The sequence below is a fragment of the Clostridium beijerinckii genome (assembly GCF_018223745.1).
In the GTDB taxonomy this organism is placed as follows: Bacteria; Bacillota; Clostridia; order Clostridiales; family Clostridiaceae; genus Clostridium; species Clostridium beijerinckii.
This window is the reverse complement of the sequence record NZ_CP073653.1, coordinates 3,190,781-3,204,871: the sequence shown is the minus strand read 5'-3', so window position 1 is coordinate 3,204,871 and position 14,091 is coordinate 3,190,781. Positions and strand designations below refer to the sequence as shown.

The following is a 14,091-nucleotide window of genomic DNA, read 5'->3' as shown; positions in this document are numbered from 1 at the left end:
TAGATTAATTAACACTTTTACGTGTTTATAAAGATTAGATCTATGTAAAAAACGGTGAAAAATACAGCAAGGTTTATAATTTAGCTTAAAAGGAAGTGATTCAAATTATTAAAAGATGTGAATGGGTGACAAAAGAAGAATTATATATTGAATATCATGATAAGGAATGGGGAGTGCCGGTATATGATGATAGGAAACTATTTGAAATGTTGTGCTTAGAAGGAGCTCAAGCAGGCTTAAGCTGGTGGACTATTCTTAAAAAAAGAGAAAACTATAAAGAAGCTTTTGATAATTTTGAAGCTGAAAAGATAGTGAAATATACTGAAGAAAAATTAGAACAATTAATGCAAGATAAAGGCATTGTTCGTAATAGAAGAAAAATTGAAAGTGTTGTAACTAATGCAAAAGCATTTCTGAAAATTAAAGAAGAGTTTGGCTCATTCTCCAATTATATATGGAAGTTTGTGGACAATAAGCCTATTATTAATTCATGGGGAAGTATAGGAGAAGTTCCGGCTTCAAATGAATTAAGTGATAAAATGAGTAAGCAACTAAAAAAAGATGGTTTTAAATTTGTTGGAAGTACAATTTGTTATTCCTTTATGCAAGCAGTTGGAATGGTTAACGATCATACAACTGAATGCTTTTGCTATACAAAATTAATTTAGTTAAGAATATTCTTAGGAAGAATCATGTAAATTAAATAATATGATTTTTATATAATACGATGCAACTAAATGGAGTAAAAAGTGTAATTTTAAAGTAGAAAACGAGGAGGATTTTACATATGGCAATAGAAAAAGTTAAAGAGTATTTCAAAAAATATGGTACTGATAATCGTGTGCAAGAGTTTGACGTGTCAAGTGAAACCGTAGCACTTGCAGCAGAAGCATTACATTGTGATCCATGCAGGATTGCAAAGACGCTTTCATTTATGGTAGCTGAAAATCCGATTTTGATTGTAGTTGCTGGGGATGCGAAAATTGATAATCCAAAGTACAAAGCACATTTTAAGGCAAAAGCCAAAATGCTTACACTAGAGGAAACTGAAAACTTAATTGGTCATGCCGTTGGTGGAGTTTGTCCTTTTGCTATAAATGAAGGTGTAAAAGTCTATCTTGATGAATCATTAAAAAGATTTCAAACTGTGTTTCCTGCTTGTGGAAGTGGTAATAGCGCAATAGAGGTGACCATAGAAGAATTAGAAAAGTATTCTGGTTATGATGAATGGATTGATGTTTGTAAAGGTTGGAACAATTAAAGAAGTTGATTATAATATAGGGATTTTAATATCAACATATGAAACTTGTGGTAAAATAAGTAATTTAAATAAAAATGTTATATAATTAGAGATAGAATATTTAAAAAGTAAATAATCTATCTTTTTTATATTTTAGAAATAAATTATTAAATATAGAGTCTGATAATTCGTAAGAAATGAGATGAATATTATGAATACTAAAAAGTGCTTTTATAATATTGGATTTAATCATATAAAAAAGGCTAGTTTTAAAACAAAATTAATATCATCATTTCTGATTATTTCCATATTACCAATCTTATCTATTGAGATATTTTCTTATTATTATTCTACTAATAAAATAGAAAATAAAATATCAAGGCTAATGGATTTTAGTCTTACACAATCTGCTAAAAGTATAAACACTACTCTTTCTTCTTATGAAGATTTAGATATGCAGATTGCCAGCGATGATGAACTCACAAAACTGATTGATAAATATGATGTTGGAAATAATACGGATATAAATACCCAAGTGGCATTGAATGATATTAAAGGCAAATTAACTGTTTACGCTTATTCAAAACTGGGAATTGTTAATATTGATATACGTACTAATAAAAATCATAAGATAGCTTCATATAACAGAATAAATGGACATGCAATACCAGATATCTGGAAAAGGTATGACGATATAATTGAAAAAAATGATTATGAAGATGAGACTAGCAGATACGGAACAATATGGAGCGGAATGTCATATACGCAGCCATTGGTAGAAGAAACGTATAATTTGATTAATGTGTATTCAAATATAATTGACTTTACAAGTGACAGAATAATCGGAGTTCTTTGTATAAGCATAAATGAAGACGTTTTACAAAAGACTTATAACTTAAATTCAGATGATCTGCATGCCAATAATATCAATGTATATTCATTAATTATAGATAATGAAGGTACAATAGTATCTTATGAAGATAGAAATTATATTGGGAAAAATATATACTATTTAGCTAATAAAAAAGATAGAAATTCAGAGGACCTAAACAATACTATAATTAATTCTCATATTGTAAAAGGAAATTCACTAATTGTAAACACTAAGAGCTTAAAAATAAGTAACTGGTATATTGTGAATATAATTAATGAAAATAAATTATTTTCCGAAGTAAATCTGAGCATAAGAATTATTATTATAGTTATTGTTATAGTAATACTCTTTTTCATATTTTTTATAGTGCTAGTTTCAAATAGGTTGACAAGCTCCATAAGAAAAATTGTTGCGGCAATGAAGAAAGCACAGAAAGGAGAATTATCTGTAAGGATAGAGGAGGATATAACTGATGAGTTTTCTATAATTGCACTAACCTTTAATAAGATGATATCTCATATTAATGAGTTAGTTGAAAAACTTAGAATTCAGATGAATTTAACTTCTGAAGCAGTAAAATTGCAAAAAGAAGCAGAAATAAGAGCGATTGAGGCTCAGATTAATCCACATTTTTTATATAATACTCTTGACTGTATCAACTGGATGGCAATTGAAAAGGAGGAGTATGAAATTAGTAAAATGCTTAAAAGCTTAGGTCAAATATTAAGATATTCAATTAATCAAAGTAATAAAATAGTTTCTTTTTCACAAGAAATTCAATGGCTTAAGCAGTATTTATATCTTCAGGAAAGCAGATTTGATAATTCCTTTAAAACTGAAATTAAGTTCGATAAAGAAGTTCCGGAATTTAAAATACACAAGCTTATGCTGCAGCCACTAATCGAAAATTCTATTATACACGGATTTGAGGGCTATACATCTGGAGGTATTTTAGAACTGTCAATTGAAATGAAGGAAGCGGATATAGTGATTTTTATAAAAGATAATGGAAAAGGAATTGATGGTGAAAAAGTAAAATATATTAATAGCCTTGTAAGTGAAGCTAAGATTATTAATAAAGGAGAGCATATTGGAATAGAAAATGTAATATCAAGACTTAGAATATATTATGGAGATTATTATAAGTTCAATATAGAAAGTGAAATTGGCAGAGGGACAAGTATTTGCATTAGAATACCTAAAATAAAATAATTATATAAGATATTTCTTAGAGTTTCTATTCATAATATATGTTGGATATATTAAAAATAACTAAGTTTTCAGGGGGAAGTATATGAACATTGTTGTTATTGAAGATGAGATTAGGACTAGAAGAGGAATTATAAAATTATTACCTAAAATCAACGAAAATTATCATGTTATAGGTGAAGCAAATGATGGCTTAGAAGGTTTTAATATAATAGAAAAAACAAAACCACAGGTAGTTATAACAGACATTAAAATGCCAGGAGTAAACGGATTAGAGATGCTTAAGAAGCTTAATGAATCTGAAATTAAGGTTAAGATGATAATTATTACAGCGTATTCAGAATTTGAATTTGCCAAGAAAGCTATTTCAGTTGGAGTTACTGATTATTTATTAAAGCCCATAACAGTTGAAGACTTGAAAAATGTCTTTGAAAAAATAGAAAAAGATATTGATAGGGAAATAGAAAAAGAAAGTTATCAAAGAATTAACATAATGACTTTTGAACAAATGATAATAGAGATGATAGAAGGGAAAATAAAGATTAACAAAGTATATGAACACTATTCAGGTAAGATAAATGAATATAATTTTAATTATGTTATTGTAGCCAAATTACTTAATACTCATGTTGAAAAATATAATTTATTAAAAGAATGTATAGATAATTTGTTTAAGCATATTGAAAATTTAAAATATATTCTTATAGAGTATGAATATAGTAATGAAATATTAATCTTATTTTCATCAAAGGATTCGGAAGTAAATATTGAAAAAGAATTGAATAAGAAATTATTCAATTTATTTCGTAATAATGGATTTGAAAACTGCATTGTTGCTGGTCTTTCTAAATTAATTTCAATTGATGAACTTGCGAGTAAAGTGAAAGAAATAAACAGGAATTTAAAATGGTCATTGTTATTGAAAAAGGATGTTATAGTTACTGAGAATGCAATATCAAGCATATGCACTAAAACTTTTAAATATCCTAAGGAAATTGAGCAGTTAATTATGGCTGCAATTGGTGAGCAGGACTATATTAAATTAAGTAATTTAATAAATAAGTTTTTAAGTTATTGCAAATCAGGTGAATATCATCCAGATAGTATCATAGATGGTGTAGATTGTTTCGTGATTTCAATAATTAACATAATGAAAGATATTAATTATGAGTTGTTTATTAAAATTAATAATGAAAGAATATTAGAAAAAGTTAAAAATAGTACAAGCTGGTGTGAAATAGAGGATATTTTAAAAAATATAATAAATATAGTATCTGAATTAAATAATAAAGATTCAAAGGCATCATACAGTTTAATTGTATATAAGACTATTAATAAAATAATAAATGATTATGCAGAATGCATTTCATTAGAAAATATAGCAGCAAGCCTTAATGTCACCCCTGAATATCTTTCTACATTATTTTATAAGGAAGTAGGAACTAATTTTACAAGCTATTTAAAGGAATACAGAATAAATAAATCCAAGGAATTACTTATTAGTAGTAATTTAAAAATAGGAGAGATTGCTAAGAGGGTTGGATACAATGACCCAAAATATTTTTGTAAAGTATTTAAAAGCGTTACAGGTGTTTGTGCAGGAAAATACGTTACAATGCATAAATAAAATTGATTAGTTTTTTACACTTTTCTTAAAACTTTGGAATTGGATTAGAGTATTGTAAGAAATATAATGATAGTAACAGATGCGCATCCTGCATTGTATATGTTTACATTTATCCAAATGAGTTTATGTCGAAGATATGAATTTTAAAGTGGGGGGATTAAATTGAAAAAAACCATATCATTAATAATAAGTGCTGTACTTTCTTTAAGTTTGATTGGCTGCGGATCATCAAGTACTCAACAAACTGCTAGCAATACTAACGGGAAGGTTACGCTAAAAGTTTGGAGTTATTATAACGACAATGAAAAAAAATCATTTAATAATTTAGTTGATAAATTTAATAAGTCTCAAGATAAAGTAGAAGTAGTAAATGAATATGTACCATTTGCAGACATAAAGAAGCAGTTTTCAGTAGGAATAGCAGCACAAAATCTACCAGATCTTGCCGTTATAGATAATCCTGATCATGCAGCATTTGCAGCAATGGGAATGTTTGAAGATATAACAGATAAAGTTAAAGACTGGGATGAAAAAGATAATTACTTTGAAGGTCCATGGAAGTCAACAATGTATAACGGCAAAAATTATGGAATTCCTATGGATAGCAATTGTTTAGCGTTATTTTATAATGAGGACCTTCTTAAGCAGGCAGGAGTTACTCCTCCTCAAACATGGGATGAGCTTAGAACAGCTGCGAAGAAACTTACAAAAGATGGGGTTTATGGTTTGTCATTATCTGCTGTGAAAAGCGAAGAAGGTACATTCCAATTTATGCCTTTCTTATTATCTTCAGGAGGAAGTGTAGAAAAAGTTAATTCTCCAGAAGTAGTAAAATCACTTCAATTGTGGACAGACCTACTTAAAGATGGGTCTTTAAGTAAAGAATGCATTAATTGGGATCAACCTGGTGTTGAGAAGCAGTTTGCTACAGGTAAAGCAGCTATGATGATAAATGGGCCATGGCAATTTTCAACACTTAAGAGTGATGCTCCTAATATGAAGTGGGCATGTGTAAAAATTCCTAAAGATCAGAAATATGCTTCAGTCCTTGGTGGTGAAAATATAGGAATTGTTAAAGGGCACCATCCTGAAGAAGCATGGGAATTTTTAAAGTTTATTGGAAAGGCTGATAATGTTAGAGAATTCATAAATAATACAGGATATTTTCCACCTAGAAAAGATTTAGCTAACGATAAAGTTTGGACTGAAGATCCTAATAAAGCAGTTTTCATGGATCAAATGCAGTATGCTATGCCTAGAGGTCCACATCCAAAATGGCCTCAAATTTCCGAAGCAATTTACACTGCATACCAAGAATCTTTGACAATGCAGAAGAGCCCTCAAGAAGCATTAGATGAAGCTCAAACAAAGATTGATGCGGTATTAAAGTGATTTGTAAAGGTTAATATGGTTGAGGTGCTTTAATTAAGCCCTCTATCCATATTAAATAGAAAATGAAAAGAGGTGGTAATATGCATAAGAATAGAGTGGGTTATATGTTTATTGTACCAGCCGTTATATTTATGCTATTATTTGTTGGTTATCCAATAATATATAATATTTTACTAAGTTTGCAAGACGTTAATGTTATGACTGTAAACAGTCCAATAAAAGAATTTGTAGGGTTTAAGAATTATATAGAATTATTTAAAAGCTCTGTGCTTCTGGTGGCTATCGGAAATACTCTTTATTATACTGTTGTATGTATAATTTTTCAATTTGTGCTAGGTTTTGCATTTGCATTGTTCTTTAATATAGAATTCACTTTTTCAAAATTTATAAGAGGTTTGGTTATGGTATCTTGGTTAATACCAATGACTATTAATGCATTATCATTTAAATTTATGTTTAGTCCAAGTGGTGGAGTTATTAATCAAATACTTATGAATCTTCATGTTATAAATCAGCCTTTGGACTGGCTTATACAGCCTAATAGTGCAATGTGGGGACTTATTATAACTAACGTATGGGTTGGAATCCCTTTTAATATGATTCTTTTAACAACTGGATTGAGTACGATTCCTAAATCTATTTATGAAAGTGCCAGTCTTGATGGAGCAAATTGGTTTCAAAAACTATTTTATATAACTATTCCATCTATAAAACCTGCAATTTTGTCAGTGTTAATGCTTGGATTTATTTATACATTTAAAGTATTTGACCTTGTTTTTATAATGACAAATGGTGGACCCGTAAATGCAACAGAAGTTTTGTCTACTTTATCATATAAGCTATCATTCAATCAATATAGCTATAGCCAAGGTTCAGCAGTAGCCAATATTCTGTTCTTAACTCTATTTATAGTAAGCCTATTCTATGTAAAATTAATAAAAGAAGATGAGGTGATGTAATTTGGAGGAAAGAAGATATATTAAACCGAGAACTAACATTATTTTAAATATTATAGCTGTAATAGTTGGAGCAATATTTCTATTCCCTTTATATTGGGTAATTATAAGTTCATTTAAAAGTGATGCTGAAATATTTAGAAATCCTCCGACCTTTTTTCCTGAACAGCTTACATTAAGTGCATATGCTGCTCAAATAACTGGTGAATATAGCATATTCAAAGGGTTTTTTAACAGCTGTTTCATAAGTTTTTCGGTTCTTGTGATCACATTGCTTTTTGCAGTGCCATCAGCATATGGTCTTGCAAGGTATAGAATTAAAGGTAAAAAATTATTTATTCAATCATTTCTTATTACTCAGATGCTTCCGGCAACTTTATTATTAACGCCAATGTTTATAATATTTGGGAGATTTAGAATATTAAATACCTACTTATCACCTATTCTTGCTGACTGCACAATATCTATACCATTTGTTGTAATTATACTAAGAACGTATTTTTTATCCATACCTAAGGAGCTGGAGGACTCTGCCAGGGTTGACGGGTGCAATACATTCCAGGCTTTTATAAGAATTATACTTCCAGTATCTTATCCAGGTATTATAATGGCTGCAGTATTTTCATTCTTATTTGCATGGGGGGATTTGATTTTTGCTTTAACATTTATGAATGAGCAAAGCATGAGGCCAATGACTGCAGGAATTTATAATTTTATGGGGCAATACGGTTTAGCTTGGAATAAAATAATGGCTTTTGGTACACTCACTATAATTCCGGTAGTAGCAATATTTATATTCATGCAAAAATATATAATCGGTGGTCTAACTAGTGGTGCAGTAAAAGAATAATTAAAATATTACAGGAAAAAAGTTAGGTAAATAAATGCTTTAGGAATTCACAATAGACTGAGAAGAATAATAAATAGGAGGGATTAATATGGGACAATTTGATGATAACAGAGAATTTTTATTAGGATATTTTGAGGAAAAGGATGGAGCTCTTTGCTATAGATATGATGCAGAACGTCTTATTATCATGCCGTGGGGGCCAAATAGTTTAAGGATTAAATCCACAAAAGAGCCAGATATGCCTATGGAGGATTGGGCGCTTATAGAACCAAAACCATCTAATGCTAAGATCAGTATTGAGGAGTATAGTGCAAAAATCGTAAATGGTAAGATTATAGCAGTAATTAATCAGATTGGAAAATTAGAATTTTATAATCAGAAAGGTGAATTGTTGTTAGAGGAATATGTTCGTAATCGTAAGGATATGTATAGTTCTACTTGTAGTTCTTTGGAAGTGGAAGGAAGAGAATTCAAGCCGATTATAGGAGGAGATTATCATCTAAGCATGAGGTTTGTTTCTAATCCAGATGAAAAAATCTATGGTATGGGGCAATATCAACAGCCGTTCTTAGACGTGAAAGGAGCAGATTTAGAGTTAGCACACAGAAATTCTCAGGCTAGCGTGCCATTTGCTCTATCATCTTTGGGTTATGGATTTCTTTGGAACAATCCTGCAGTGGGACGTGTGAATTTTGGGAAGAATATTACTACATGGGAAGCATATTCTACAAAGAAGCTGGATTATTGGATTACTGCAGGAGACACTCCTGCAGAGATTGAAGAAGCATATGCTGATGCAACTGGAAAAGTTCCTATGATGCCAAAATACGCTATGGGATTCTGGCAATGTAAGTTACGCTATCAGACTCAAGAAGAACTTTTAGAAGTAGCAAGGGAATATAAGAAACGTAATCTTCCTATCTCTGTTATTGTGGTAGATTTTTTCCACTGGCCACTCCAAGGCGAATGGAAGTTTGATCCAACATACTGGCCAGATCCAGATGCTATGATAAAAGAACTTAAGGACATGGGAATTGAATTGATGGTATCTATTTGGCCAACTGTAGATTATAGAAGTGAAAATTTTGACGAAATGATGAATAAGGGATTGCTCGTTAGAACAGATAAAGGTTTCCGCATTTGTATGAATTTCATGGGAAATACTATACATTATGACCCTACTAATCCTGAGGCAAGAGAGTATGTATGGCAGAAAGCTAAGAAAAATTACTACGATAAGGGTGTAAAGATTTTCTGGCTTGATGAAGCAGAGCCTGAATATAGTGTTTATGATTTCGAAAATTACCGATATCATTTAGGACCAAATGTGCAGGTAGGAAACATTTATCCTATGATGTATGCAAAAACATTCTTTGATGGTATGAAAGCAGAAGGACAGGAAGGTATAATTAATTTGCTACGCTGTGCATGGGCTGGATCTCAAAGATACGGTGCATTGGTTTGGTCAGGTGATATACATTCTTCCTTTAAAAGTCTCAGAAATCAATTTGCAGCAGGATTAAATATGGGACTTGCAGGAATTCCTTGGTGGACTACAGACATTGGAGGATTCTTCGGAGGACATATTGATGATCCAGATTTCCATGAGGTATTGATCCGTTGGTTTGAATACGGAACTTTCTGCCCAGTTATGAGACTTCATGGTTATCGCTGGCCTTTCAAGCCTCAGTATGGAACAACAGGTGGAGCTGAATGCGTATCCGGTGCTGATAATGAAGTATGGTCTTATGGAGACAAGGTATATGAAATCTGCAAGAAGTATTTGAAAATAAGAGAAGCAATGATGCCTTATATTACTACTTTAATGGAAGAAGCACATAAAAAAGGAACTCCAGTCATGCGACCAATGTTCTATGATTTTCCAGAGGATAAGCTTTGTTGGGATAATGAATCGCAATATATGTTTGGGCCAAATATCCTAGTTGCACCTATTATGGAAAAAGGTCAGACTGAACGTGAAGTATATCTGCCATCAGGGTCAAATTGGACTAATGCATGGACAAAAGAAAAAATGGAAGGTGGACAAACAATACTTGTAGATGCCCCAATTGATCAAATTCCATTGTTTCTAAGAGATTATAAGGAAGGATCTTGCACTATAAATATTTAAAATTAATATCATAAATCGGCAGTTTGGGGGTATAACTCTAGCTGATTAAATAGGTTGATTTTTATCATTGTTAAATAGGATGTATTTAGATAAGAGTTTATGTAATGTAAGCTCTTATTTTTATGGTAGAATGTATTTATATTGTATTTTGTTGGGTGGAATTAAAATGAATCAAATATATACTTCAAAAGAACAGATAATATTGCTAAAAGAAATATGTGAAGTCCATTATAGTATAAAAGAAGCCATTTTATATTAAGATATGGAGGAATTAATAATTTTAAAATTGATTTCAGAAGTTAAAATGAAAAATACAAGCTTTTAGAATCTAAATTACAGGAAGAATAAAATAATTTTTAATTTATATTAGTAACTTTCATTTTTAAGCATATATCCTATATAGATAAATTATTTATATAGGAGCGTGTTAAAAATGAGAGAAAGAAAATGTGTTAAATTTAATGTGAATATGTATGAGGATACAAAGTTTAAAATAATAGATAGAATGGAAAAAAGAGATCTTATAAATTATGTTTGGACTAGGCTTGTGGTTCTTGCAGGTAAGGTCAATTTAGAAGGAGAATTATTTTTATCTAGAAATATACCATATACTCTAGAGACTTTGGCTATAGAGTTCAATAGAGAAGTATCTGAAATAGAATTAGCTATAAAAACTTTTATAGACTTAGAAATGGTTGAATTTACTCAAGATAAAATATATAAAGTAAAAAACTTTGTAAAGCATCAAAATATTAAAACAAAAGAAAAAGTTCAAAATAAACATAAAGCAGAAGAAGTTGAAATTAACGATAAGAAACAGCTAAGCAGCAGCTGTATAGAGAATATCAATGTGGAGAGTGAGAATAAACATAAGGATAATAAAGTAATTGATATAAAAGATAATATTGCAAATAAAAATGTAACTAATGCTGATAATAAAAGCTGTATGGAAACAAGTACAAGTGTACCTTTAAACAGCTGTAATAAGAATGTAACAGAAGCAGATAATGAAGCCACTCAGAAATTAAATATGGAAAAATACAAAAGCAAAGAGAATTTACCTAATGAGATAGTAACTACCTTAGAGAAGAAAGCAGTAAAAAATAAAAGTAAGCCTAAGAAAAAAGAGAAGATTAATGAAATTAGTATTGTTGATGAAGTAGAAAATGATGATCTGATGAAGATTACTGAAGGGGAGCCGGTAATAGGAAAAGATGAGGAGATTGTTTTGGCATTTAGCTTTTGACAGAAGGAAAAACTTCAAGAAAAGACTTTGATGATCAAACTAGAGTAGATGTATATATTGCATACAAATTATCAATTTTATTACAGTGCAAAACAATTACAGATGGGACATATTATGGTGATGATAGCAGTGAATATTGGAATATAATTTTTGATAAAGGTGAACCATCTTTAGCAGATGATTTAGAAACTGAATTTTTGGGAGATGGTGATGGTAAAGTAAAGATTATAAGAAGAATGGCTCTTGAAGAATTAAAATTGATTAGATAAAGTTTTAGAAGTTATTATGCAAATAGATATGCATTTGTGAGAGGATATACGAAATGGAAAGTTATTTTATTTTTAAGAGCGAAGATGAATTTTATACATGTTTCTTGTTTTGCAGCGATCCACTTAACAAGAGGAAACCTGATATTGATTATGAGGATTTAATTAATTATTTATAACAAAGAATAGATTATGAGCTTGCATTTTATAAAGAAAATAGATTACTATGATATTTTTATCTTATCGTAGCAAGCTATTTGTTTATATTAGTTTTGTATATTAAAAAAACTATTTTTGTTTACTTTAAAATATGTAGAACTTAAATAATATCGAAACGACTAACTATCAACTTTTGATTTAGATTGGTGCATTCCTTTAGCTTTTGCTTCCTTCAGAGTTAAAATATTAATCAATGCAGGTACGAGCAATTAAAAAGCATACAGGACAAAATACTGCAAACTAGGACAGGAATATTCTTACAAGGAATTTTATAATACATAGTGAAAGGGGAAAGGATAGATGAGTTTTGGAAAGTCATTACAAAGCGCAATTGATTATATGGAGAGTCATCTTCTAGAGAAGATCAATTACGAAAATGTAGCAAAAGAGGTGCATATGTCATGTTACAACTTTCATAGAATATTCAGTTTAATGGCTGGAATGACAGCAAATGAGTACATTCGTAATAGAAAGTTATCACTAGCAGGACAAGAATTACAGCTAACTGACAGTAAAATTATTGACGTTGCCTTTAAGTATGGTTACGAAACACCAGAAAGTTTTACAAAGGCTTTTTATCGGTTTCATGGCGTATCACCAAAGTTAGCTAAAAGAAAAGGAACTCAACTCTGTCTCTTTAACCCTTTGGCCATTAAAATTATATTGGAAGGCGGAAACACTATGAATTATAGGATTGAAGAAACAGGCAAACAAAGATTTATTGCAAAGGTACGAGCATTTAGTAATGAAATTATGAATGAGGCTGGCAATCATGATATTACTGACTTTTGGGGTGAATGTCATAAAGAACATTTAGTAGAAGAAATTATGAATATGAGGCCAGTTGGTAAAAAAGATTTATATGGTCTATGCAGCCCTACCAAGAAGAATGAAATAACTTTTGATTATGGAATTGGAGTACTTATTGATGAAGATACTCATATAGATAATGAAGAAGCAATGCTTAAAAAAGGTTACCGTATATGGGAAGTTGACTCGGCAACCTATGTAGTTTTTAAATGCTATGGTAATAATGGTAATTGTATCAGTGAAATGTGGAGTAGATTTTTTAAAGAATTCTTACCACAGTCTGACTATGAACAGACAGAAGACACTGACTATGAAATTTATCCTGAGGAAGGGGAGACAGGTTTATTTTGTGAATTGTGGATTCCTATAAAGAGAGTATCATAATATAATATGATAGAAGTTTTGTATGGATTTGCTGATAGCTTAGTTATAGATAAGAGGAACTTGTGCTGGTGATAAGAAGAGATAGGAACATAGGGGATTTAAGAAAGTGATTGTGCTTAGATCTGTTAGATAATTTAAATACTTGGCGGTGTATTCTTAAATTGTATAAAAGTGGTCATATTCTATTTGATAGGAGTTAAACTTTTGGTTTATGAATTTATAAGGTAAAAGCATAATTATATAATGAAGCTTAGTACAATCTAAACCACATTATTATAAAACCTATGGATGGATTACATGGTAAATTCTTTGAAACCATCATCGATATTTAATTTTAAATCTTTGTAATGCCGTAAATTTAGAAATGAATTTACGGTATTTTTCTACATTAAACGTAATCTGCACTAGAGAGTGAATTTATTTTATATTAATAGTTAAGGAGAGAAGAAATGATTAATACTAAATATTATGATGGATATGATGGTGAACCTGGAGTTATATTGTATTTTCACTTCAAAGACCAAGAAATATATGAATTAAGCATTTGGAATGGATATTTTGAACCTATGATGCAAGCAATAATTGCAGCAGAGATTAATAAAAGAGATATTTTGTATGATGCTGGAATAGTGTTAGAGTGGAATATGTGTGTGGGCTGGTGCGATACTTATTCTGATAAATGCAAAATCCATAACATAGATCAAGCGATTGAAGAATTTTCACTTTTTGATAGCAGAAATTTAACTAAAACAGATTATAAGAGTATTGATGAGTGCTTGATCAAAGAAATAGAGGAAGTGCAAGCTTTAATTTTAGCATTATTAAGAAGGGCAAGAGATGAAAAATGTGATGTGTATATTGAAAATGATTAGATTTTGAAAGTTGGG

General features: G+C 30.2%; 13 protein-coding genes. All 13 read left to right on the top strand.

What is annotated here, in order from left to right:
- The first annotated feature begins 95 nt into the window (after positions 1–95).
- The 13 genes from KEC93_RS14425 to KEC93_RS14370 all read left to right on the top strand — a co-directional run bounded on the left by KEC93_RS14425 (position 96) and on the right by KEC93_RS14370 (position 14,076).
- Positions 96–668 (top strand): DNA-3-methyladenine glycosylase I, encoded by a 573-nt coding sequence (locus tag KEC93_RS14425; RefSeq protein ID WP_172462714.1) that lies wholly within the window; start codon positions 96–98, stop codon positions 666–668.
- 119 nt (positions 669–787) lie between these two features.
- Positions 788–1,261 carry a YbaK/EbsC family protein gene (locus KEC93_RS14420; protein ID WP_077869013.1) on the top strand — a complete coding sequence of 158 codons (474 nt, stop codon included), beginning with the start codon at positions 788–790 and terminating at the stop codon, positions 1,259–1,261.
- Positions 1,262–1,451: 190 nt separating this feature from the next.
- Positions 1,452–3,326 carry a sensor histidine kinase gene (locus KEC93_RS14415; RefSeq protein ID WP_172462715.1) on the top strand — a complete coding sequence of 625 codons (1,875 nt, stop codon included), beginning with the start codon at positions 1,452–1,454 and terminating at the stop codon, positions 3,324–3,326.
- Between the two features lie 82 nt (positions 3,327–3,408).
- A complete protein-coding gene (locus tag KEC93_RS14410) occupies positions 3,409–4,950 on the top strand; it encodes a response regulator transcription factor (RefSeq protein WP_077869015.1) in 1,542 nt (513 codons plus the stop codon).
- Between the two features lie 162 nt (positions 4,951–5,112).
- A complete protein-coding gene (locus tag KEC93_RS14405; RefSeq protein ID WP_077869016.1) occupies positions 5,113–6,342 on the top strand; it encodes a sugar ABC transporter substrate-binding protein in 1,230 nt (409 codons plus the stop codon).
- 80 nt (positions 6,343–6,422) lie between these two features.
- Positions 6,423–7,301 (top strand): carbohydrate ABC transporter permease, encoded by an 879-nt coding sequence (locus KEC93_RS14400; protein ID WP_017210699.1) that lies wholly within the window; start codon positions 6,423–6,425, stop codon positions 7,299–7,301.
- Between the two features lies 1 nt (position 7,302).
- Positions 7,303–8,148 carry a carbohydrate ABC transporter permease gene (locus tag KEC93_RS14395; protein WP_017210698.1) on the top strand — a complete coding sequence of 282 codons (846 nt, stop codon included), beginning with the start codon at positions 7,303–7,305 and terminating at the stop codon, positions 8,146–8,148.
- 88 nt (positions 8,149–8,236) lie between these two features.
- Positions 8,237–10,279: a glycoside hydrolase family 31 protein gene (locus KEC93_RS14390; RefSeq protein WP_077869017.1), complete on the top strand. Its 2,043-nt coding sequence runs from the start codon at positions 8,237–8,239 to the stop codon at positions 10,277–10,279.
- Between the two features lie 433 nt (positions 10,280–10,712).
- Positions 10,713–11,525: a putative phage replisome organizer gene (locus KEC93_RS14385; protein WP_077869195.1), complete on the top strand. Its 813-nt coding sequence runs from the start codon at positions 10,713–10,715 to the stop codon at positions 11,523–11,525.
- The gene (locus KEC93_RS14380; protein WP_077869194.1) at positions 11,522–11,794 is read left to right on the top strand and encodes a hypothetical protein; all 273 of its coding nucleotides are present in this window, start codon (positions 11,522–11,524) and stop codon (positions 11,792–11,794) included. Before KEC93_RS14385 ends, KEC93_RS14380 begins: the two co-directional genes overlap by 4 nt.
- A 53-nt stretch (positions 11,795–11,847) precedes the next feature.
- Positions 11,848–11,970: a hypothetical protein gene (locus KEC93_RS26715; RefSeq protein ID WP_274597749.1), complete on the top strand. Its 123-nt coding sequence runs from the start codon at positions 11,848–11,850 to the stop codon at positions 11,968–11,970.
- Between the two features lie 340 nt (positions 11,971–12,310).
- Positions 12,311–13,204: an AraC family transcriptional regulator gene (locus KEC93_RS14375; protein WP_077869193.1), complete on the top strand. Its 894-nt coding sequence runs from the start codon at positions 12,311–12,313 to the stop codon at positions 13,202–13,204.
- Positions 13,205–13,653: 449 nt separating this feature from the next.
- Positions 13,654–14,076 carry a hypothetical protein gene (locus KEC93_RS14370; protein WP_077869192.1) on the top strand — a complete coding sequence of 141 codons (423 nt, stop codon included), beginning with the start codon at positions 13,654–13,656 and terminating at the stop codon, positions 14,074–14,076.
- Positions 14,077–14,091 lie beyond the last annotated feature (15 nt).